This window comes from Amycolatopsis orientalis DSM 43388 (genome assembly GCF_000411975.1).
GTDB lineage: Bacteria > Actinomycetota > Actinomycetes > Mycobacteriales > Pseudonocardiaceae > Amycolatopsis > Amycolatopsis orientalis_D.
Genome location: NZ_ASXG01000063.1, coordinates 29,498 through 50,334 on the forward strand (window position 1 = coordinate 29,498; position 20,837 = coordinate 50,334).

19 protein-coding genes are annotated in these 20,837 nt (G+C 69.6%); 5 read left to right on the forward strand and 14 right to left on the reverse strand.

Going from position 1 to position 20,837, the window contains the following annotated elements; all coding sequences use genetic code 11:
* Positions 1-40 precede the first annotated feature (40 nt).
* Complete coding sequence (gene htpG / locus L942_RS10685) at positions 41-1,921, reverse strand: molecular chaperone HtpG (RefSeq protein ID WP_037358245.1); 1,881 nt, start codon at positions 1,919-1,921, stop codon at positions 41-43.
* 132 nt (positions 1,922-2,053) lie between these two features.
* On the opposite strand from htpG, the gene L942_RS10690 reads away from it, so the two are divergent.
* The gene (locus L942_RS10690) at positions 2,054-2,473 is read left to right on the forward strand and encodes a nuclear transport factor 2 family protein (RefSeq protein WP_037358247.1); all 420 of its coding nucleotides are present in this window, start codon (positions 2,054-2,056) and stop codon (positions 2,471-2,473) included.
* A gap of 50 nt (positions 2,474-2,523) precedes the next feature.
* On the opposite strand, the gene L942_RS10695 is transcribed toward L942_RS10690, so the two are convergent.
* Both L942_RS10695 and aceB read right to left on the reverse strand, forming a co-directional pair.
* Positions 2,524-3,720 carry a DUF6986 family protein gene (locus L942_RS10695; RefSeq protein ID WP_037358250.1) on the reverse strand — a complete coding sequence of 399 codons (1,197 nt, stop codon included), beginning with the start codon at positions 3,718-3,720 and terminating at the stop codon, positions 2,524-2,526.
* Positions 3,720-5,294, reverse strand: coding sequence for a malate synthase A (gene aceB, locus L942_RS10700; protein ID WP_037358252.1), 1,575 nt, complete (start codon positions 5,292-5,294; stop codon positions 3,720-3,722). Before aceB ends, L942_RS10695 begins: the two co-directional genes overlap by 1 nt.
* A 108-nt stretch (positions 5,295-5,402) precedes the next feature.
* On the opposite strand from aceB, the gene L942_RS10705 reads away from it, so the two are divergent.
* On the forward strand, positions 5,403-6,167 hold the full coding sequence (locus tag L942_RS10705; protein ID WP_037358254.1) for an IclR family transcriptional regulator: 765 nt from the start codon (positions 5,403-5,405) through the stop codon (positions 6,165-6,167).
* Here L942_RS10705 and L942_RS10710 read toward each other — a convergent pair.
* The 8 genes from L942_RS10710 to ftsY form a co-directional block, all read right to left on the reverse strand.
* The gene (locus L942_RS10710; RefSeq protein ID WP_037358257.1) at positions 6,160-6,642 is read right to left on the reverse strand and encodes a GNAT family N-acetyltransferase; all 483 of its coding nucleotides are present in this window, start codon (positions 6,640-6,642) and stop codon (positions 6,160-6,162) included. The two genes, L942_RS10705 and L942_RS10710, sit on opposite strands and share 8 nt — an antisense overlap.
* A complete protein-coding gene (locus tag L942_RS44220; protein ID WP_051165869.1) occupies positions 6,639-6,950 on the reverse strand; it encodes a DUF4333 domain-containing protein in 312 nt (103 codons plus the stop codon). Before L942_RS44220 ends, L942_RS10710 begins: the two co-directional genes overlap by 4 nt.
* 11 nt (positions 6,951-6,961) lie before the next feature.
* Positions 6,962-7,705 carry a hypothetical protein gene (locus L942_RS44225; protein ID WP_037358260.1) on the reverse strand — a complete coding sequence of 248 codons (744 nt, stop codon included), beginning with the start codon at positions 7,703-7,705 and terminating at the stop codon, positions 6,962-6,964.
* Positions 7,702-8,223 carry a YbaB/EbfC family nucleoid-associated protein gene (locus L942_RS10725; RefSeq protein ID WP_037358262.1) on the reverse strand — a complete coding sequence of 174 codons (522 nt, stop codon included), beginning with the start codon at positions 8,221-8,223 and terminating at the stop codon, positions 7,702-7,704. Before L942_RS10725 ends, L942_RS44225 begins: the two co-directional genes overlap by 4 nt.
* The gene (locus L942_RS10730) at positions 8,220-8,720 is read right to left on the reverse strand and encodes a hypothetical protein (protein ID WP_037358263.1); all 501 of its coding nucleotides are present in this window, start codon (positions 8,718-8,720) and stop codon (positions 8,220-8,222) included. The genes L942_RS10725 and L942_RS10730 overlap by 4 nt, the downstream gene beginning before the upstream one ends.
* A gap of 28 nt (positions 8,721-8,748) precedes the next feature.
* On the reverse strand, positions 8,749-10,152 hold the full coding sequence (locus L942_RS41965) for a putative T7SS-secreted protein (protein ID WP_051165870.1): 1,404 nt from the start codon (positions 10,150-10,152) through the stop codon (positions 8,749-8,751).
* Entirely contained in the window at positions 10,152-10,766 is a 615-nt protein-coding gene (locus tag L942_RS43690; protein WP_063695756.1) for a hypothetical protein, read from the reverse strand. Before L942_RS43690 ends, L942_RS41965 begins: the two co-directional genes overlap by 1 nt.
* A gap of 96 nt (positions 10,767-10,862) precedes the next feature.
* Entirely contained in the window at positions 10,863-12,224 is a 1,362-nt protein-coding gene (gene ftsY, locus L942_RS10745) for a signal recognition particle-docking protein FtsY (RefSeq protein WP_037358265.1), read from the reverse strand.
* Positions 12,225-12,364: 140 nt separating this feature from the next.
* On the opposite strand from ftsY, the gene L942_RS10750 reads away from it, so the two are divergent.
* On the forward strand, positions 12,365-13,579 hold the full coding sequence (locus L942_RS10750) for an anhydro-N-acetylmuramic acid kinase (RefSeq protein ID WP_037358267.1): 1,215 nt from the start codon (positions 12,365-12,367) through the stop codon (positions 13,577-13,579).
* Positions 13,580-13,588: 9 nt separating this feature from the next.
* Complete coding sequence (locus L942_RS10755) at positions 13,589-15,154, forward strand: sodium:solute symporter (RefSeq protein ID WP_037358269.1); 1,566 nt, start codon at positions 13,589-13,591, stop codon at positions 15,152-15,154.
* Positions 15,155-15,205: 51 nt separating this feature from the next.
* Here L942_RS10755 and L942_RS10760 read toward each other — a convergent pair whose 3' ends face one another.
* The 3 genes from L942_RS10760 to L942_RS10770 form a co-directional block, all read right to left on the reverse strand.
* Positions 15,206-15,730 (reverse strand): hypothetical protein, encoded by a 525-nt coding sequence (locus tag L942_RS10760; protein WP_235079032.1) that lies wholly within the window; start codon positions 15,728-15,730, stop codon positions 15,206-15,208.
* A 147-nt stretch (positions 15,731-15,877) separates the two neighbouring features.
* Positions 15,878-19,480, reverse strand: coding sequence for a chromosome segregation protein SMC (gene smc, locus L942_RS10765; RefSeq protein ID WP_037358440.1), 3,603 nt, complete (start codon positions 19,478-19,480; stop codon positions 15,878-15,880).
* Positions 19,481-19,659: 179 nt separating this feature from the next.
* Complete coding sequence (locus L942_RS10770) at positions 19,660-19,956, reverse strand: acylphosphatase (RefSeq protein WP_200862778.1); 297 nt, start codon at positions 19,954-19,956, stop codon at positions 19,660-19,662.
* A gap of 210 nt (positions 19,957-20,166) precedes the next feature.
* Between L942_RS10770 and L942_RS44230 the strand changes: the two genes are divergently transcribed.
* A complete protein-coding gene (locus tag L942_RS44230) occupies positions 20,167-20,808 on the forward strand; it encodes a hypothetical protein (RefSeq protein WP_158684451.1) in 642 nt (213 codons plus the stop codon).
* Positions 20,809-20,837: the final 29 nt, after the last annotated feature.

Here is a 20,837-nt window from a genome sequence, read left to right on the forward strand (position 1 = left end):
GTGGCTACCCCGAACGCGGGGCGGCCACTCCCGAATCGCCTCACAACGCCCTGGCCGCGCGATCCGCCACCAGGTTCAGGAACCGGCTCGGGTCGCTCAGTTCGCCGCCCTCGGCGAGCAACGCCATGCCGTGCAACAGCTCCGCGGTCTCGGCCAGCGAAGCATCCTCCGGGTGCTCGGCGAACGCCTTGCGAAGCCCGGTCACCAGCGGGTGCTCCGGGTTCAGCTCCAGCACCCGCTTCACCGGCGGCAGCTCCTGTCCCATCGCGCGGTACATCTTCTCCAGCGTCGGGGTCAGGTCGCCCGCGTCGCCGACGATGCAGGACGGCGACGTCGTCAGCCGCGAGGACAGCCGGACCTCCTTGACGGTGTCGGACAGCGTCGCCGACATCCACTTCAGCAGGTCCGCGTACTCGGCCTTCTTCTCCTCGGTGGTCTCGTCGCCGAGGTCCACCTCGCCCTTCGCGACCGACTGGAACGTCTTGCCGTCGAAGCCGCTCACCGCGTCGGCCCACATCTCGTCGACCGGGTCGGTGAGGATCAGCACCTCGTATCCCTTGGCGCGGAACGCTTCCAGGTGCGGCGAGTTCTCGATCGTGGTGCGCGAATCGCCGGTCAGGTAGTAGATGTGCTCCTGGCCCTCCTTCATCCGCGACACGTAGTCGCGCAGCGAGGTGGGCTTCTCCGCGTGATGCGTCGAGGCGAACGACGAGATCTCCAGGATCTGCTCGCGGTTCTCCGGGTCGTCGATCAGGCCTTCCTTGATCGCGCGGCCGAACTCGGCCCAGAACTTCGCGTACTTCTCGGCGTCCTCGGTCATCATCGTCTTGACCGTGGAGAGGATCTTCTTCTCCAGCCGCCGCCGGATCGCCCGGATCTGCCGGTCCTGCTGCAGGATCTCGCGCGAGACGTTCAGCGACAGGTCCTGGGCGTCGACCACGCCCTTCACGAAGCGCAGGTAGTTCGGCATCAGCGCTTCGCAGTCGTCCATGATGAACACGCGCTTGACGTACAGCTGCACGCCGCGCTTCGCGTCCCGCATGAACAGGTCCATCGGCGCGCGCGAGGGCAGGAACAGCAGCGCCTGGTACTCGAAGGTGCCCTCGGCCTGCATCCGGATCGTCTCGAGCGGATCGGTCCAGTCGTGGCTGATGTGCTTGTAGAACTCGTGGTACTCCTCGTCGGAGACCTCGTCCTTCGAACGCGCCCAGAGCGCCTTCATCGAGTTGACGGTCTCGAGCCCCTCTTCGCCCTCGCCGGTCTTGGCCATCTGGACCGGCCAGGTGATGAAGTCGGAGTAGCGCTTGATGATCTCGCGCACCTTCCACGGCGACGTGTAGTCGTAGAGGTGGTCCTCGTCGTCGGCCGGCTTGAGGTGCAGCGTCACCGAGGTGCCCTGCGGGACGTCGGAGAGGGTCTCGATCGTGTAGGTGCCCTCGCCGGTGGACTCCCAGCGGACGCCCTCCTCGGTGCCCGCGCGCCGGGTCACCAGGGTGACCTTGTCGGCGACCATGAAGCTCGAGTAGAAGCCGACGCCGAACTGCCCGATCAGGTCCTGCCCGGCGGATTCCTTCGACTCCTTCAGCTTGCGCAAGAAGTCGGCGGTGCCGGATTTCGCGATGGTGCCGATCAGGTTGACGACGTCGTCGCGGCTCATCCCGATGCCGTTGTCGCGCACGGTGAGAGTGCGCGCGTCGGAGTCGAGGAGGATCTCGATGTGCAGGTTGTCAGTCTCGGCCTGGAGATCCTTGTCGCGGTACGTCTCCAGCCGCAGCTTGTCCAGCGCGTCGGAGGCGTTAGAGACCAGCTCGCGCAGGAAGATGTCCTTGTTCGAGTAGATCGAGTGGATCATCAGCTGAAGCAGCTGGCGCGCCTCCGACTGGAACTCCAGCGTTTCGACCGTCCCGGTTTCCTCAGCCATGGCTTTTCGTGTTTCCTTTCGCCCCTGAAAGACCAGCATGAAGTCTACCGAGCAGGGACGACAGAACTTGCGGAGACCGCGACGTCCGAATGCCGCCGGCGAGGCCCGCTCGAGGCGGCCAGTCTGGCGTCCGTGACTGATCCCGCAACCGTGCTCGACGGCATGTATCGAGCCGAAGCTGAGTATTTCGCCGCCGGCGGTCCCGGCTCGGCCTCGTTCGCTCTGCTGGCCCCGTATTTCGCCGAGGATGTCGTACTGCATCAGGCCGACGGACTGCCGTTCGGCGGCGCCTGGCACGGCCACGCCGGGCTGGAGAAATTCTTCCTCGAAATGAGCCGGACGTGGGAGTCGTTCGAGATCGGCGAGCAGGAGTTCCTCGCCGTAGGCGCGACGTCGGTGGTGCTCACCCAGGTCCGCGCCCGGGCGCGGGAAACCGGTCGGGAGCTGGAATTCCCGATCCTGCAGACGCTTCGGGTCGAGAACGGGCGGATCGTCGAGGTGCACCCGTTCTACTGGGACACCGCGGCGATCGCGAGTGCCTGCCGCGGCTGAAGCCTCGTGAGCGGCTAAGCCGGTTCTAACCGGCCTAGCCACTCACGAGTTCAGGCTTCCCGCCGCGCGTACGCCTCGAGCCGGGCCGCCTCGAACGGCAGTTCCGACTCCGCCAGCGCACCGCAGTAGTACCCGCCCAGCAGATACCGTGCGAGCGCTTCCGCGGTGGCCGGTTCGTCCAGCACTCCCGCGGAGGTGTTCGACGCGTAGTCCCGCAACCGTTTGGCCGCCGCCGGGGCACCCTCGCGGTAGAAGGAGTACGTCGCCGCGTACCGGGTCGGCAGCTGGTGCGGATGCAGGTCCCAGCCCTGGTAGAAGCCGTTCTCCAGGGACCGCCGCACCAGCCGCAGGTGTTCGGCCCACGCACCCGGCAGGTCGTCGCCGACCGGGAGCCGGTTGGTCGAACCGTCGGACAGCCGCACGCCCGTTCCGGCAGCCGCGACCTGCATCAGCTGCTTCGCGAAGTCGGCCGCCGGGTGCGCCATGCTCTGGTAGGCCGCGCTGATCCCGAGACCCGCGCTGTAGTCGTAAGTCCCGTAATGCAGCCCGGAACACCGGCCGTCGGCGGCCTGGATGATCCGCGCGACCGAAACCGTGCCGTCGGTGGAGAGGATCGACTGCGCGGTCTCGATCTGCACCTCGAACCGCAACGCGCGGTCCGCCAGTCCGTACGCGGTTTCCAGCCGCCCCAACACTTCCGCGGCGACTTCGACCTGTTCGACCGCGGTCACCTTCGGCAGCGTCACCACGAATCCGTCCGGCAGCGATCCTTCGGACAGCAAGCCGGACAGGAACAGGTCGAGCGTCCGGATGCCCCGCCGCCGGGTCGCGGCTTCGAAGCTCTTGAACCGGATTCCGGCGAACGGGGTGCCGCCGGTGGTCGCGAGCGTCCGCCCGGCGCTTTCGGCGGCCGCGTCCTCCGCTTCGTCGCCGGGATGGCCGTAGCCGTCCTCGAAGTCGATGCGGAGGTCCTCGATCGGCTCGGTGAGGAGCTTCTCGCGGACGCGCTCGGCCACCGCCGGGTCGAGGTTCAGCAGGTCGCCGTGTTCGACGAAGACCCGCATCGCCTGCTTGCCCCAGTCGGCGACCAGGCGCGTGCGGTACTGCGACGCCGGAACGTACACCGTGTGCACCGGACGCCGGCCCGGAGACTCGCCGGGGTACTTCGCCGCCACGCGCGCGTCGGCCTCGGCCAACCGCGCGTCGGCGGCGGTGTAGACGTCCTCGGCGAGCCGTCCGCCGCCCATTACTGGATGTGCTCGTAAGCCGGCAGGGTCAGGAAGTCCGGGAACTCGTCGGCCAGCGCGACCTGCTCGAACAGCTCGACCGCGGGCTTCAGCAGATCGTCGGGGACCTCCGCGGCCAGCTCGCCGCGGACGTCGGCGACGACGCCGCGCACCAGCTCCGCGGTGACCTTTTCGCCGTTGTCCAGCTGCGTGCCGTTCTTGACCCACTGCCACACCTGCGACCGCGAAATCTCGGCCGTGGCGGCGTCTTCCATCAGGTTGTGGATCGCCGCCGCGCCGTTGCCGCCGAGCCACGAGGCCAGGTAGCGGATGCCGACGTCGACCGCCGCGCGCAGGCCGGCCGCGGTGGCGCTGCCCGGCGTCGAGGCGACGTCCAGCAGCTGGTCGGCGGTCACCTGCACGTCGTCGCGGGTGCGCTCGAGCTGGTTCGGCTTGTCGCCGAGGACCTTGTCGAACTCTTCCTTGCAGAGTGCGACCATGCCCGGGTGCGCGACCCACGAACCGTCGAAGCCGTCCCCGGCCTCGCGCGACTTGTCGGCGTGCACCTTGTCGAAGGCGCCCTGGTTGACTTCCGGGTCCTTGCTCGGGATGAACGCGGCCATGCCGCCGATCGCGAACGCGCCGCGCTTGTGGCAGGTGCGCACGAGCAGTTCGGTGTAGGCGCGCATGAACGGCGCGGTCATGGTGACCGAGTTGCGGTCCGGCAGCACGAACTTCTCGCCCGCATCGCGGAAGTACTTGATGACGCTGAACAGGTAGTCCCAGCGGCCGGCGTTGAGGCCGGAGGCGTGCTCGCGCAGTTCGTAGAGGATCTCTTCCATCTCGAACGCGGCCGGGATGGTCTCGATCAGCACGGTCGCGCGGACGGTGCCGTGCGGGATGCCGAGCGCCTTCTCCGCGTGCGTGAACACGTCGTTCCACAGCCGCGCTTCGAGGTGGCTTTCCATCTTCGGCAGGTAGAAGTACGGGCCCTTGCCGCGGTTGAGCAGTTCCTGGGCGTTGTGGAAGAAGTACAGGCCGAAGTCGACCAGCGCGCCGACGCCCTTGCGGCCGCCGAAGGTCAGGTTGCGCTCGTCGAGGTGCCAGCCGCGCGGGCGGACCACGATGGTGGCGTGCTCGACGTCGGGCTTCAGCTCGTAGTGCTTGCCGTTCTGGTCGAGCGTGATGGTGCCGCGGATCGCGTCGAACAGGTTGACCTGGCCGCCCACGACGTTCGCCCAGTGCGGCGTGTTCGCGTCCTCGAAGTCGGCGAGCCACACCTTGGCGCCGGAGTTGAGGGCGTTGATGGTCATTTTGCGGTCGGTCGGGCCGGTGATCTCCACGCGGCGGTCGCGCAGGGCTTCCGGAGCGCCGGCGACCTGCCAGTCGCCCTCGCGGATCTCCTTCGTTTCCGGGAGGAAATCGAGCCGGCCGGTGGTGCGGGCCTCCTCGCGCCGCTTGCCGCGCGCGACGAGGAGTTCGTCGCGCCTCGCGGCGTACTCGTCGTGCAAGCCCGCTACGAAAGCGAGGGCTTCCGGCGTCAGAATCTCGTCCCCACGCTCGACGGACCCGCCGAGTACCTGGACCTCAGACATGCGCAACACCCCGAGTAGTGCTTTGAATAACGTCCCTACGGTTTTTACCTGACGGACTATAGTTTCTGCATAGCGGAACATCAATCGGGTCTGTGAGGAGGACCACTGGTGGCGGCTGAGAAGAGCGGACGAGACGGCGGCGTCCAGTCCCTGCAGCGCGCGTTCGAGCTGCTGGAGCACCTGGCGGACACCGGCGGCGAGGCCAGCCTGTCGGAGCTGGCGACCCTGTCCGGGCTGCCGATGCCGACGATCCACCGGCTGATCCGCACGCTGGTGTCGCTGGGCTACGTCCGGCAGAACACCAACCGGCACTACGCGCTGGGCGCCCGGCTGATCCGGCTCGGCGAGAACGCCAGCATGCAGTTCGGCGCGTGGGCGCGGCCGCTGCTGGTGGAGCTGGTCGAGGAGGTCGGCGAGACAGCGAACCTGGCGGTGCTGGAACGCGACGAGGTCGTGTACGTGGCGCAGGTCCCCTCGAAGCACTCGATGCGGATGTTCACCGAAGTGGGACGGCGCTTGCTGCCGCACGGCACCGGGGTGGGTAAGGCGATGCTGGCGGAACTGCCCGCCGAGGAGGTCGCGGAGCTGCTGGAGCGCACCGGGATGCCCGCGTACACCGAGCACACCTTCACCGACCCGGATGCGCTGGCGGTGGAGCTGAAGAAGATCGCCGGACAGGGTTACGCCCTGGACGAGGCGGAGCAGGAGCTGGGGGTGCGCTGCATCGCCGTCGCGATCCCCGGCGCACCGGTGCCCGCCGCGGTGTCGGTGTCCGGCCCGTCCGGACGCCTGACGGCGGACGCGGTGAGCCACATCGCCCCGGTGGTGCAGAAGATCGCGGACCGGCTTTCGCAGCAGCTGCCGGTTACCTGAGTTCGCCTTTGAGGAGGTCCATCAACAGGCCGTCGTGCCAGGTGCCGTCCAGCCCCTGCTCGTAGTCGCGCAGGACCCCGACGCGCCGGAAGCCGAGCTTCTCGTACACGTGGATCGCCCGGACGTTGGCCGCCGCCGGGTCGATGGTGATCCGGTGGTGCCCCTGGTCGAACAGCCGCTGGGCGAGAATCCGGACCGCCTCCGTGCCGAGCCCGAGACCGTGGTGGTCAGGGTGCACGGCGAGATCGATCCCGGCATGGCGGTAACGGGGAGTGAGTTCTTCCCAGCTCTGAATGACGCCGACGGTCTGGCCTTCGTACTCGATGGCGTAGGACTGCTCTTCCCCTTCGGCGAGGAGCCCGTCGGTTTCCTCGTCGGGATCGCCCCACCACCGCGAGACTTCCGGGGCGGAAAGGATCTCGCGCACTCGCGACCGGTCGGCTTCGGCGAGCGGGCGGAGGGTTACGCGGGTCAATTCATCGGTTTCTGGTCGACCTGGACGTTGTACCGCACGTCGGAGCCGTGCACCGCACCGATTTTGGCGGTGAGCCCGACTTTCTGTCCACCGGCGGTGAGGACGCACCGCATCGACTCCCCCTCGACGGCCTTGATCGCCCCGGGGCAGGTGACGGTGTCCGGCCGCTTGCCGATGGACTGCTGCAGCGCGTCGGAGATGCCTCTTTCCAGGTCCTCCTTGGAAACCTGCTTGCCGACGCTCACGCTCACGGAACAGCCGGCGAGCAAGAAGGCACAAGCGGCGAGCAGGACAGGACGGATGCGCACGGGATTTTCTCCTAGTGCCAGACGGAATGGGGGATGCGATCGAGGAGATCGCAGCGGAGATCGAGGGCGGGCAGCAGAAACTTCGGGTCCCGGTGGTCGCTGACCTGGTCGAAGAAGTCGAGCTTGCCGCCGACCAGGGCGAACCCGCGGAATGTGCGCGGGTCGCTTTTGAGGAACGCGGTCACGGACGGACTCAGCACGGCGCGAGCGAAATCGGCGTTCCCGCTGCGCACTTCGTATCGGAGGTCGAACTCGGGATCGCCGGTCTGCACGTCGCCTTGCCCGAGGTGCGCGTTGACCCGGCTGGACAGCTCGGCGACACGGCTGATCTGCAATGCCGGACCGGTTCCCGGACCGCGGACCCAAATCACGCGGAGCGTGTTGGTCTCGCCCTGCATCGACGTCCTCGCCCGGAAAATCCCGGCGAGGAACGGCCTGCCGCGATGAGTCCCGGTGACGATCTGGCGCGCCTCGTAGATTTCCCGCCGGTTCAGGTACGGGCCGAGCGGGTTCATCACCTGCTCCACGGCGTTCCGCTCGATGTAGCGGTCGCCCTCGTCGAAATAAGCGCAGTAGGCGTCGTTGCGCTCTTCGTACCGCCACCCACGCCGTTCGATCTCCTGCTGCAGCCGGGCCATGGCCTGTTCCTGGTCGCGCTTGTAGGAGCGGCCGTTCCAGACCAGGAACCAAACGAGCGCCCCGGCCATGAGCAACGTCCCGCCGATGACGATGACCAGGATCAGCGCGACGCTCATCGCCGACGCTCGTCCCCGTCGTCGAAGATGTCGACTTGTTCGAACTCTTCGTCCGCTACGCGCGGGCCCCGACCGGCGAAAGCGGGCATCGGCCGACCGGACGGAACGGCGGCCGGCGCGGGGACGGCGCTGACGGAGGACGGGCGGGAAGCCCCGAACAACGCCTCGTCGGAGTCCAGGACCCGGTCGAGCAATTCGGTGTCGCCGAGTCCCCGGCGCACCACGTCGGCCTGTGCTCGGGCGACGTTCGCCTGTGCTTCGGAAATCGCCCGCAGGACGTCCGCGGCGAGCACTTCCCGGGCAGTTTCGGACGAACTCTCGCTGAAGGCGATCGAGGTGATCCCGCCGCCGGGTCCGGCCACGACCGTGACCGCGCCGTCGGGAGACGTCGCCCGTCCTTGCGTTTCCTTGAGTTCGTCGTTCATCCGCTGGTACGCCTCGGCGCGCAGCCGGTTGTCCGTCGCGGCGGAATCGATCGCTTCGATCCGGGCGAGCAACTGCCGAGCTGTTTCGTTCATCGGGTGGGCTTCTCCGGCTCGATGGTGGCAAGGAACTTCTGGAAATCGCCGATCACGTGCTCGAACTGGTCCTCCAGCAACGCGGACAGCACCACGTGCAGCACCGCGCTCCGCTGGGGGTCGCGCTGGTCCCGCATCAGCATGAAAACCTGGAACTGCACGAGGTCGGCGGGTTTGCCCCGCAAGGGAATCGTGAGCTTCACCGCCTGGGTCAACGCGGGATCCGAGTCCGAGCCGACCTCGTTCCGCCTGCCGAGCCGGACGTCGGCGGCCCCGGCCGCGCGCAATTTCTCGACCGCTTCGTCCCCGATCTCGGTGAGGTCGGCGTTCTCCCGGACCTCGCCGGTGATCGAGATGTTGGGAGTGAACCCGTCCCGCGCCGACGACGCCTTCAGCGCTACGAACGCCGCGCCCGGTGCTCCGACTTCGTCCGGCGGGGCGGATTGCCAGCCCTCGGGCAAAGAGAACTGGATCGGGACCGGAATGGTGGATGCCACTGCGTTTCTCCGAATCTGGGTGTGGTTTTCAGAAGCCTAGGAAGTCGGCGACGGCCCCCGCCGCGTTGGAGATGCCATGGCCCACGTCGGAAACGACCTCGCCGACATCGTCGGCGACGTCCTTCACCGTGTCCACGACCTCGCCCGGATCGATCGCGATGTCGAACCCGATCTTGCCGCCGATGCCGAGGCCGACGCCGACGGAGGCGCCGAGGTGGAACTTGCCGTCGTCGCCCATGCCGACCTGACCGCTCGCTTCCACGCCCGCACCGGCCCAGGCCTCGCCGTGCACGCCGGCGGACACGCCGCCGACCTCCGCGCTGACGTCGCCCTCGACCCGGGCGCCGACAAACGCCTCGGCACTGCCTTGAGCCCCGGTCACGCCGATCGAGCCCTCTGCGGAAGCACTGGCCCCGATCTCGCCTTCGGCGGACCCCTTCAAGCCCGCGTGGTCGCCCAGATGCAGTTCGCCTTCCGCACTGCCTTTCGCCAGATAGGCCTCGGCCGAGGCACCCGCGTTGACGCCGAGGATGCTCGCTCCGGCGTGCGCCTCGGCATTCGCGCCGAGCACCGCGCCCTCGATCTTTCCGCTGCCGCCGAACTGCTCGGACCCGAATTTGCCCTCGAGCGAACCGTCGAGCAGATCCACGCCCGCCTCGGCCGACACGGTCGATTCGTGGGTGTCGATCCCGAGCGACTCGAGCAGGCTGCCGATCTTGTCGCCGAACATCCCGTCCGACTGGCTGCCGAATTCGCCCTTGAAGCTCTTGCCGAACCGGCCCTTCTGCCAGCCGCCCGGGTCCTTTTCTTCCGACTTGCCCTTCTCGTCGTTCCACTGGTCGATCAGCTTGCGGTGGTCGGCTCCGAACTCCTTGCCCTTGCCGACGTCTTTCGAGTACGTGCCGTCGTCGTCGGGGCTGAACCCGAGAGCCTCCGCAGTCATGCCGCCGACCTGCTCGAGCTTGCTGCGCGCGTTCTCGAGGATCTGCTGCGCCTCGGCCATGGCGCTCCGGCCAGGATCCACCAGCGGAGCGATGGCCTCTCCGATCGAGCTGGCCTGCAACATCTGGACCTGGTGTTCCGCGGCGGCGGCCCGTGAGGCGGCCTGCGCCTGGGTGAAGAGCTCGATCGCCCGCTGCGCTTCGCCCTGACTCCAGGTCAGCGCGTCGCCGTAGTCGGCGAGCGCGGTAGCGCCTTTGCCGAGGACGCCGATCGTCTCGCTCCAGTTCTTCGGCTCTTGTCCGAAGACTTCCCGGAACCGGTCCGCCGCGTCGCCGGACCATTCCTTCGGCGTGATCCCGCCGAGCCCCTCGGAAATCCCGGCCATCTTGTCGATGTTGCGTACCAGCTCTTTCAGATCGCCGGAGAGCAGGTGCGGCTCGCCGGGGATCAGGGCTTTCGGATCGGTGGTCTGCCCGAGTTCCGCCGCCATCAGAAGACCGGCCCGAGCTCGCCGCCGGAGGAACCCGGGAAGAGCTGCCGGGAACGCTCCGGGCTCATGATCCGCATCGGCCCGTCGTCGTCGATCGACCCGCTGATCCGCCCGGTCGCCCCGCCGGTCCAGCCGCCACCGGGAACGTCGTGCAACCCTTCTTCGGGCTCGCCGAGCCGTTCGTTCAGTTGGCTGGGCGTGAGACCTCCGGTGAAGCCGCCCCCGGGAGCGCCTTCGAGGCTGTTGCCGATCTTCGCTTCCGCCTGCGCTTCAACTCCGGCGAACGGCGTGCCGCCTCCGGCCGCCTCGCCGAAAAGGCCGCCGAGTCCCGCGCCGAACTTGCCGATCGTCCCGGTCGCGGCGGCGTCGGACTGCGCATATTTCCCGGCCGCGGTCCGCAGGTCGTCGCCATGTCCCTCGGCGATCTCGGTCAGCCGGGCGACCTCGGCTTGGATTTCTTCGACGAACCCGGCCCACCCGGCCTGGACCCCTGGGTGCCCGTAGTCGCCGCTCGGCCCTTGCCACAGCAGGCCCGCGGCGCTGCCGATCACATCCCCGATCGAATTCGCCGTCCGGAAGAGTTCTTCCGGTACCGCGCCGAAACCGCCCGACATGCCCACCCCTCGTAGTCGTAGCTGCGCCGCTACCCACCGTGGCAGGCCACGCTACAAGGAATGTCCGGTTTGGCCGTTATTCACCCATCTGGGGGATCAGCCCAGCAATGCGTCCACGAACGCACCAGGCTCGAACGGCGCCAGGTCGTCCGGCCCCTCGCCCAGTCCCACGAGCTTCACCGGCACTCCCAGTTCCTTCTGGACCTGGAACACGATCCCGCCCTTGGCCGTGCCGTCCAGTTTGGTCAGGACGATGCCCGTCACGTCGATGACCTCGGCGAACACCCGCGCCTGCGCGAGGCCGTTCTGGCCCGTCGTGGCGTCCAGCACCAGGAGGACCTCGTCCACGCGCGCCTGCTTTTCCACGACTCGCTTCACCTTGCCGAGTTCGTCCATCAGGCCGGTCTTCGTGTGCAGGCGGCCCGCAGTGTCGATCAGGACCGTGTCGACGCCCTCGCTGATGCCCTGCTTGACCGCGTCGAACGCGACCGCTGCCGGGTCTGCGCCTTCCTTGCCTCGCACGACCGACGCGCCTACGCGTTCGCCCCACGTCTGCAGCTGGTCCGCGGCAGCCGCGCGGAACGTGTCGGCCGCGCCGAGGACGACGGTTCCGCCCTGGGCTACCAACACCCGCGCCAGTTTGCCGGTCGTCGTGGTCTTGCCGGTGCCGTTCACGCCCGCGACCAGCACGACCGCGGGCTGCTTCCTGCCGTCCGCCTCGTGCGGCAGGGCGCGGACCGAACGCTCGGCGTCCGTGGACAGCGACGCGGTCAGCACCTCGTGCAGCAGTTCGCGCGCTTCGGCCGACGTGCGGACCGCGCGGCGGTTCAGTTCGTCGCGCAGGCGTTCCACGATCTGGGTCGTCGTGGCCGCGCCGAGGTCCGCCATCAGCAGCGTGTCTTCGACGTCCTGCCAGGAGTCCTCGTCCAGGTCGCCGCCGCCGAGGAGGCCCAGCAGGCTCTGGCCGAACACCGAGCGGGACTTCGACAGCCGGCCGCGCAGGCGCTCGAGCCGGCCGGACGGGGACTCGATCTCCTCGATCGGCTCGACCGTTCCCGGCACGACCGCCTCGGGAGCCTCTTCCTCCACCGGCTCCGGGAGCTTGACGTCGCGCACCGTGCGCTGGTCCGAGTCGCGCGGGACAGCGGCGTCGTCGCCGACCGCGGGCTGGCCGTCCACCTCCGGCCGATCCTCGACGGGATGCTCGACCACCGGCTCCGGCGAAGGCTCAGGCTCAGGCGAAGGCTCCGCCTCGGGTTTCGCCTCGACAGCCGTTCCACCGGACGCGAAGGAGATCCCGCCGCTCGCGGCGTACCCGCCGCCCTTCGGCTTCTCCTCGACCTCGCGCTGTTCGGCGATGCTGATCCGCCGCTTGCGCGCGATGAGCAGCCCGGACACCAGCAAGGCGACCAGGACGACGACGGCGACGACAACGATCCAGAACCAGGTGCTCGACACGCCACCATCCTGTCATCCGCGTGCACAAGCCACCGGACACCCCACCGCGAGGCCAACGAGTAACGCGAACGGTTCCGATTCGGCCAAGACTCCACGGAGCGTCTTGCGCCGCCCCTTGCGCGTTGACTAGACCACATCGGATGACCACCCCCGCCGGCCACCGTTTCCGCGTCCTCGGGCTGCTTTCGGGCACGTCCGTGGACGGGATCGACGTCGCGGTCGCCGAAATCCGCGCCGAGGACGGGACCGTCGTCCTCACCCCGCTCGGCGAACTCGACGTGCCCTATCCCGCCGACCTCCGCGCGGACCTGCTCGACGCCCTCCCGCCGCGGCCGAGCAGCGCGCGGCAGCTGACCGTCCTCGACACCCGGGTCGGCCAGGCCTTCGCGGACGCGGCCGCGCGCGGGATCGCCGCGTACGGACCGGTGGACGTGATCGCCTCGCTCGGCCAGACCGTCTACCACTGGGTCGAAAACGGCGTCGCGCTCGGCACGCTCCAGCTCGGCCAGCCGGCGTGGATCGCCGAGCGGACCGGAGTGCCGGTGATCGCCGACCTCCGCATCCGCGACATCACCGCGGGCGGGCAGGGCGCTCCGCTGGCGAGCACGCTCGACGCGATGTGGCTGCGCGGCCTCGCCGAGGAGACCGGACGTCCGGTGGCCGCGCTCAACCTCGGCGGCATCGCCAACATCACCGTGGTCACGCAGTCCGACTACGTGCTCGCCTACGACACCGGCCCGGCCAACGCGTTGCTCGACCTCGCCGCCGCGCACGTCAGCGACGGCAAGCTGTCCGCCGACGTCGACGGACGGCTCGCGCTCGCCGGTTCGGTCCGGGAGGACCTGCTCGACCGGCTGCTGGCGGACCCCTACTTCGCCGCCCCTCCCCCGAAATCCACCGGCAAGGAGCATTTCCACGGCGGATACCTGAACGCGGCCCTGTCCGGACTGCCGCCGTTGCCGCCGGAGGATCTGCTGGCCACGCTCACCGAACTGACCGCCGCGACGGTCGCCGCGGAATGCCGGCGGCACGACGTCGCGACCGTCGTCGCGTCCGGCGGCGGAGTCGCGAACCCCGCGACGATGGCCGCGCTCGCCCGGCGCCTGCCCCGCGACGCGCTCCGCACCAGCGACGACCTCGGCCTCCCCGGCTCCGGCAAAGAGGCCTATCTGACCGCGCTGCTCGGCTGGCTGAGCTGGTGCGGGGTCCCGGCGACGCTGCCGTCGGCCACCGGAGCGAGCGGTCCCCGCCTGCTCGGCGCGCTGACGCCGGGTGCGGCGCCCCTGAATCTCCCCGCCCCGCTGGGGGGCGCCGCGACCCGGCTCCGGGTCGCGCAATCCGGGCAACCACGGTAGGAGAACCCCATGAATCCAGTCGATCTGGTGATCGTCATCGTGTACCTCGCGGCGATGCCGGTCATCGGCGTGCTGGTCGGACGCAGACAGAAGTCCGCGAACGACTACTTCGTCGGCGAACGCAGCATGCCGTGGTGGGCGGTCACGCTCTCGGTGGTGGCCACCGAGACGTCCACGCTCACCGTGATCTCGACCCCGGGGCTCGTGTTCGGCAGCGCCTTCCTGTTCCTGGAAGTCGCTTTCGGCTACATCATCGGCCGGGTGATCGCCGCGTTCGTGCTGCTGCCGCGCTATTTCCGCGGCAATTACGTGAGCGCGTACGAATTCCTCGGCCGCCGCTTCGGCCGCGGGCTGCAGGGCACCGCGTCGGTCACCTTCGTGGTCACGCGGCTGCTCGCCGAAGGGCTGCGGCTGTTCGCCGGCGCGATCCCGATCAAGGCGATCCTCGGGCACTACGGCATCCACACCGAGTACTGGCACATCGTCGTGCTGCTGACCGCGCTCACCGTGGTCTACGCGTTCGTCGGCGGCATCAAGTCGGTGATCTGGGTGGACGTCATCCAATGGTCGCTCTACATCCTCGGCGCGATCGGCGCGGTGATCTTCCTGTCCACGAAACTGCCGTCCGGCTGGACGCAGATCGCCTCGAGCCAGGGCCGGTTCCAGCTGACCGACTTCGCGTCGAACCTGCTCACCAACCCGTACGCGTTCCTCTGCGCGGTGGTCGGCGGCGCGTTCCTGTCGATGGCTTCGCACGGCGCGGACCAGCTGATCGTCGGACGGCTGCTGTCCTGCCGGAACCTGCGGGACGGGCAGCGCGCGCTGATCGGCTCGTCCATCGTGGTGTTCGTCCAGTTCGCGCTGTTCCTGCTCGTCGGCGCGATGCTCTGGGTCTACACCGGCGGCAAGACCGGCGCGACGGCCACCGCGGTCGCGGCCGGGAAGATGTCCGGCGACGACGTGTTCTCCAACTTCATCGTCAACGACCTGCCGGTCGGCCTGGCCGGGCTCTTGATCGCCGGCATCCTCGCCTCGACCATGGGCGCGCTCGCCTCCGCGCTCAACGCGCTGTCCACCTCCACCATCGCCGACCTCTACCAGCGGTTCACGCACAAATCGATCGAGGACGCCAAACTGCTCCGGCACGGTCGCATGTGGACACTCATCTGGGCGGCGGTGTTCGCGCTGTTCGCCTCGATGTTCACCAACTCGAAGGACCCGGTGATCCAGCAGGGCCTCGGCATCGTCGGCTACACCTACGGCGCGCTGCTCGGCTCGTTCTTCCTCGGCCTGCTGGTGCGCAAGGCCCGGCAGTCCGACGCGGTGATCGCGTTCGCCTGCTCGGTCGTCGGGATGGCGTTCCTGATCCTGTTCGTGAAGTTCGACAAGGCGACGACCGAGGTGCACATCCGGTTCGGCACGGCGACGAAGACGCTCGTGCCGCTGGCGACCTATTGGTACACCTTCGCCGGGGTGCTGATCACGCTGATCGTGGGCGGGCTGCTGTCGCTGCGGCGGCGCGGCGCGGACCCGAACGTCGAGAAGGCCGAAGAGCCGGTGGAAACCCCGGCGTAGAAAGCCGGTGCGTGGTCATGCCGGGCTCGCCGGCATGACCACGCGCCCGGCTCAGACGGCCTTGCCGTGGAACGAAAGCCCCTTGCTGCCGCAGAAAATCTGCTTGCTGCCGCCGTTTCCGCCGTCGTATCCGCAGTTCCAGCCGTCGACGTCGAGGAAGCGTCCGGTGCCCTCGGCCTTGGCCGGGGCCTGCGCCAGGTAGTCGGACATCACGTCGATCGCCTCGGTGCAGCCGACGGTGCCGGCGGGCATCGCCTCGGTCACCACGTCGACCTTGCCGCCGGGGCCGTCGACCGGGCCGCAGTCGGCTCCGTGGCCGAGTTCTCCCTTGCCCGGCAAGCGATCGCTGGGCTGCTCCTTGGCCGGAGCCGGACGCGTCTTGACCGAGGTGGGCTTGCTCGGGTGCGTCGGCACCGGGGTGGACGAACTCGGGGCGGGCACCGACGACGCGGTCGGCGCGGTCGAGAGCGCGCTTTGTCCCGCAGCGGCTTGTCCGGCCGGCGAGCCGCCGCTGCACGCGGCCACCGTCAGCACGGCACCGAGCATCGAACCGGAAATCAGAGTGCGGGCCACCATGGTGCGCATTGTCGAATCCCCCTCCAGGAGTGGTGCTTTCTAACACCCCTGAAGACGCGCAGGCTCCGCGGCAGTTGGCCGATCGGACGGCGAGCCGGGCAGACCTGCCCGTTCGGGCAAGATCGCCGAACCGGACGCAACCCCGGCTCAGGACGCCGGAACGGGTTCCTCTTCCGCGGTGCGCAGCCGCTGCGAGATCACCTTGGTGATGCCGTCGCCCTGCATGCTCACGCCGTACAGCGCGTCGGCGATCTCCATCGTCGGCTTCTGGTGCGTGATGATGATCAGCTGCGACGAATCGCGCAGCTGCTCCAGCAGGCCGATCAGCCGGCGCATATTGGTGTCGTCCAGCGCCGCCTCGACCTCGTCCATCACGTAGAACGGCGAAGGGCGGGCGCGGAAGATCGCCACCAGCATGCCGACCGCCACCAGCGACTTCTCGCCGCCGGACAGCAGCGACAGCCGCTTGACCTTCTTGCCCGGCGGGCGCGCCTCGACGTCCACGCCGGTGGCGAGCAGGTCGTTCGGCTCGGTGAGCACCATCCGGCCCTCGCCGCCGGGGAACAGCACGCCGAAGACGGTCTCGAACTCGCGCGCCACGTCCGCGTAGGCCGAGGTGAAGACCTCCAGGATCTTCTCGTCGACCTGCTTGATGACCGCTTCGAGGTCCTTGCGGGTGTCCTTGAGGTCTTCCAGCTGGGTGGAAAGGAACTTGTACCGCTCCTCCAGCGCCGCGAATTCCTCCAGCGCCAGCGGGTTCACCTTGCCCAGCAGGGTCAGGTCCTTCTCCGCGCGCTTGGCCCGGCGGGCCTGGGTCTCGCGGTCGTACGGCATCGGCGGCGGCGGGGTGACGTCCTCGCCGCGTTCCTTGGCCGCCTCGTACTCGGCCATCTCGCCCGCGCTCGGCGGCACCGGCACGTTCGGGCCATACTCCTCGACCAGGTCCGTGAGGCCGATGCCGAAGTCCTCGGCGATCTTGGCTTCCAGCGTTTCCAGCCGCAGCTTCTGCTCGGCGCGCAGCACCTCGTCGCGGTGCACCGCGTCGGTCAGCTTCTCCAATTCGCCGGACAGCTCGCGCACCTTCGCGCGAACCGCGGTGAGCGCGGTTTCGCGGCTTTGGCGCTGGGCCTGGGCTTCGTCGCGCTCGGCGGCCGCGCGCTGCACGGACACCTCGATCCGCTCCAGCGCGAACTCACCGGCGTTGACGACCGCGTTCGCGATTTCCGCGCCGCGCTCGCGCGCTTCCCGGGCCTTGGCCGCACGCTCGCGCGCCTGCTGCTCCGCGTAGGCCGCGCGGCGCAACGATTCCGCGCGCCCGGCGATGCTGCGCGCGCGTTCCTCGGCGGTGCGCTGCGCGAGCCGCGCTTCGACTTCCTCCTGCCGCACCACGGCCAGCTGCTCGGCGGCCTTGTCGCGCTCGGCGGTGTCCGGGTCGTCTTCCACCGGCTGCTCGGCGACCGCGGCGAGCCGTTCTTCCAGCTCTGCCAACTGTTCCAGCGCCTGCTCGCGGCTCTGCTCGACCTTCGCGCGCTGCTGAGTCAGCCGTTCGACCTCGGCCTGCGCCGAACGAGCCGCCTGCTGCAGCCGGTTGAGCCGCTCCGACGAACGCGCCTTGCGCACCTTGGCTTCGCCGAGCGCGTCCTTCGCCTGGCTGACCTCTTCGCGGCGAGCCTGCTGTTCGGCGCGGGCGCCTTCCAGTTCAGCGGAGTACCGCTCCAACGCGCGTTCGGCCGCTCGCAAGCGTTCCTGCGCCTCGTCGACCGCCGCCTGGACCTCGATCACGCTCTCGCGGGCGGCGGAACCGCCGGCGATCCAGGTGGCCCCGAAGACATCGCCCTCCGCGGTGACCGCGCGCACCTCCGGGTGCTGCTCGACGAGCCGGCGCGCGGCCTCCAGGTCCGGCACCAGCGCGAGCCGGTCCAACGCCTGCTCGACCGCGGGCCGCAGCTGCTCCGGCGCGCTGACGACCTCGCGAGCCCAGCGCGCGCCCTCGGGCAGGGCCGGCCAGGAGCTGGTGTCCACAGTGGACCCAGCGCCGACCGGCACGATCCCGGCGCGGCCGGAATCGGTCTCCTTCAAGTACTTCAGCGCGGACAGCGCGTTCTCACCGCCGGACACCGCGACCGCGTCGGCCACCGGCCCGAGCGCGGCGGCGAGCGCGACCTCGTGTCCCGGCTGGACGGTGAGCAGCGCGGCGACCGAACCGAGCAGGCCCGGCAATTCCGCCGACGCGCCGAGCAGCGCGCCCGCGCCGTCCTTGCGCTTGAGCCCCATCGACAGCGCTTCGACGCGAGCCTTCTCCGACGCGATCTCGCGCTCGGCGCCGCGTTCGGCCTTCACCAGCTCTTCGACGCGGGCCTTGGCGGCGTTGTTCGCCTCCACCGCACGGTCGTGGCGCTGCTGCAGCTCGGCGTCGTCGGAGTCTTCCGTGCCGCCGGCGGCTTTGGCTTCTTCCAGCTCCTCGACGGCGATCTCCGCGCGCTCGGCCGCTTCCTGCAGCCCGACGGTGAGCCGGTCGACCTCTTCCGCGGTCGCGCCGTTCTTGCTGCGCAACGCTTCGACCTGGCCGGTCAGCTTCGCCATGCCCTCACGCCGGTCGGCGATCGCCCGGACCGCGGCCCAGTGCGCGCGCTCCGCGGCCTGCACCCGCTGTTCGAGCTCTTCCCGGCGCAGCACGGTTTCCGCGAGAAGTTCGCGGGCCTCCATGACCGCTTCGGTCAGCTCCTGCTCGCGTTCGGCGGCCTGCTCGGCCTCGGCGAGCAGTTCCTCCGGGTCACGGCCGCCGGTCGGCGCGGACACGTCCGAAGAAAGGTGCCGCTGCCGCTCGACCGCCAGCCGCACGGTGCCGCGCAGCCGTTCGGTGAGCGCGGACAGCTTGTACCAGGTCTCCTGCGCGGTCTGCAGCCGCGGCGCGTCCTCGGCGAGCGAAGCCTCCAGCTCGGCCTCTTCGGCGGACACGATTTCCAGCGCCTGCTCGACCTCGGCGCGGCGCTGGCGGGCGGTGCGCTCGTCGGCCTCGTCGCGGGCGATGGACTCGCGCTGGGTGACCAGGTCGTCGGCCAGCAGCCGGAGCCGGGCGTCGCGCAGGTCGGACTGCACCGACTGGGCCTTGCGGGCGATCTCGGCCTGCTTGCCCAGCGGCTTGAGCTGGCGGCGCAGCTCGGTGGTGAGGTCGGTGAGCCGGTCGAGGTTGCCCTGCATGTTGTTGAGCTTGCGCAGGGTCTGCTCTTTGCGCTTGCGGTGCTTGAGGACGCCCGCGGCCTCCTCGATGAACGCGCGCCGCTCCTCGGGCTTCGACTCGAGAATCGCCGACAGCTGGCCCTGCCCGACGATGACGTGCATCTCGCGGCCGATGCCGGAGTCCGACAGCAGTTCCTGGACGTCCATCAGCCGGCAGCGGTCGCCGTTGATCTCGTACTCGCTCGCGCCGTCGCGGAACATCCGGCGGGTGATGGAGACCTCGGCGTACTCGATCGGCAGCGCGCCGTCGGCGTTGTCGATGGTGAGCGTCACCTCGGCGCGGCCGAGCGGCGCGCGGCCCGCGGTGCCGGCGAAGATGACGTCTTCCATCTTGCCGCCGCGCAGGTCCTTCGCGCCCTGGGTGCCCATCACCCAGCGCAGCGCGTCGAGGACGTTCGATTTTCCGGAACCGTTCGGGCCGACCACGCAGGTGATGCCGGGTTCGAAGCGCAGCGTGGTCGCCGAGGCGAAGGACTTGAAGCCCTTGAGCGTCAGGCTTTTCAGGTGCACGTGCTGCCGACCCCTCTTGGCCACGGGTACTGGATGGCTACCGGTTCCCCCGGTTCGGGACAGGCTACCCGGGGGTTCCCGGACGCCGTGGGAGGCCGGGCCGCCCGGGCGCGCCTAGCACAGGTCCGGCCGCCCCGGCAACCCCAAGCACCCCATCAGCCGCAACCGCCCCACCGGCCTCAGCGCTCGGCGAAGCCTTCCAGCCCGCCCTTGGCGGCGGTCCAGCGTTCAACGACCTGATCCACTCGTCCGGGTGAGGTTCCCGAGCGCAGCGCGGCCAGCAACTGCGCACAGTTGCCCCGGCTACCCTCCGCGACCACCTCGACACGGCCGTCCGGGAGGTTCCTGGCGAATCCGGTCAGCCCGAGTTCCAGCGCGCGGCTCCGGGTCCACCAGCGAAAACCGACACCTTGCACCTGCCCGTGCACCCAGACGGCCAGCCGGACGGGCGATTCCTGCTCGTTCACCGGCCCCATCCTGCCGCACACGCCCGGCTGCGGACGGTGACGGCCCCGTCCCTCGGTCGCGCGAACGGGTCCTGAGCAGTGATAACCTCCCGCCTGGCATCCGGGGCCGGAGCCCCGCTCCCCCGTGCCGCCCCTCGACTTGAGCGTTGACCCTTCTAAGGAGCCTGCATGTCCCGTCCCGACGGGCCTGAACCAAGCTCAGCGTCGCCGGAGATCGCGGTGAGCGCTGCCCCCACCGCTCCGCCGAAGGGCGCGAGCGGGAGGCTCAGCCGCTCCGGCTACGCGGTCCTGGGCGTCAGCGGCCTCGTGGTCGCCACGGCCTTCGCCGCGGTCGCCGAACTGGCCGGCCCCGGCTCGGTCGCCGACACCGCCACGAACAGCACCACCGGCGGCGGGCTCGGCCAGCCGGTCGGCTCGCAGGTCGTCGTGCCGGGCAACGCCGTCCCCGGCGGCCCGATGACCGTCCCCGGCTCGCCGACCCCCGGCCAGACCGCCCCGCCGACCCCGACCACGGTGGTCGCCGTCGGCCCGGACGGAAAGCCGACGACGAGCGTCATCACGCCCCCGCCGAACGCGGGCCAGCCCGGCGGCCAGCCGGGCGGCGGACAGCCGATGCCGGGCGGCACCACGTCGGAACGCAGCGACCCGCCGCCCACCAAGCCCGGCGGCGGAACCACGACCCCGCCCACGTCGCACACGGTGACCCCGCCGACGTCGACCACGTCCGACCCGGTGAGCACCCCGCCGTCCGACAGCTCGACGCCGAAACCCCCGGGCAGCAGCTCCACCGGCGGCCAGCCGTCGTCCACGCCGAGCCAGTCCACTTCGGACACCAACCCGACGAGTTCCACCAGCCGCTGAAAGTCCGTGAGGGGAACCCTGAGGGAATC

Bases quoted from the DNA above. Each gene is read 5' to 3' on its own strand.
- htpG (WP_037358245.1), bottom strand. From the start codon at position 1,921: ATGGCTGAGGAAACCGGGACGGTCGAAACGCTGGAGTTCCAGTCGGAG.
- L942_RS10695 (WP_037358250.1), bottom strand. From the start codon at position 3,720: ATGGGCGGCGGACGGCTCGCCGAGGACGTCTACACCGCCGCCGACGCG.
- aceB (WP_037358252.1), bottom strand. From the start codon at position 5,294: ATGTCTGAGGTCCAGGTACTCGGCGGGTCCGTCGAGCGTGGGGACGAG.
- L942_RS44225 (WP_037358260.1), bottom strand. From the start codon at position 7,705: ATGAGCGTCGCGCTGATCCTGGTCATCGTCATCGGCGGGACGTTGCTC.
- L942_RS10725 (WP_037358262.1), bottom strand. From the start codon at position 8,223: ATGAACGAAACAGCTCGGCAGTTGCTCGCCCGGATCGAAGCGATCGAT.
- L942_RS41965 (WP_051165870.1), bottom strand. From the start codon at position 10,152: ATGGCGGCGGAACTCGGGCAGACCACCGATCCGAAAGCCCTGATCCCC.
- L942_RS43690 (WP_063695756.1), bottom strand. From the start codon at position 10,766: ATGTCGGGCGGTTTCGGCGCGGTACCGGAAGAACTCTTCCGGACGGCG.
- L942_RS10750 (WP_037358267.1), top strand. From the start codon at position 12,365: ATGACCACCCCCGCCGGCCACCGTTTCCGCGTCCTCGGGCTGCTTTCG.
- L942_RS10755 (WP_037358269.1), top strand. From the start codon at position 13,589: ATGAATCCAGTCGATCTGGTGATCGTCATCGTGTACCTCGCGGCGATG.
- L942_RS10760 (WP_235079032.1), bottom strand. From the start codon at position 15,730: ATGGTGGCCCGCACTCTGATTTCCGGTTCGATGCTCGGTGCCGTGCTG.
- L942_RS10770 (WP_200862778.1), bottom strand. From the start codon at position 19,956: ATGGGGCCGGTGAACGAGCAGGAATCGCCCGTCCGGCTGGCCGTCTGG.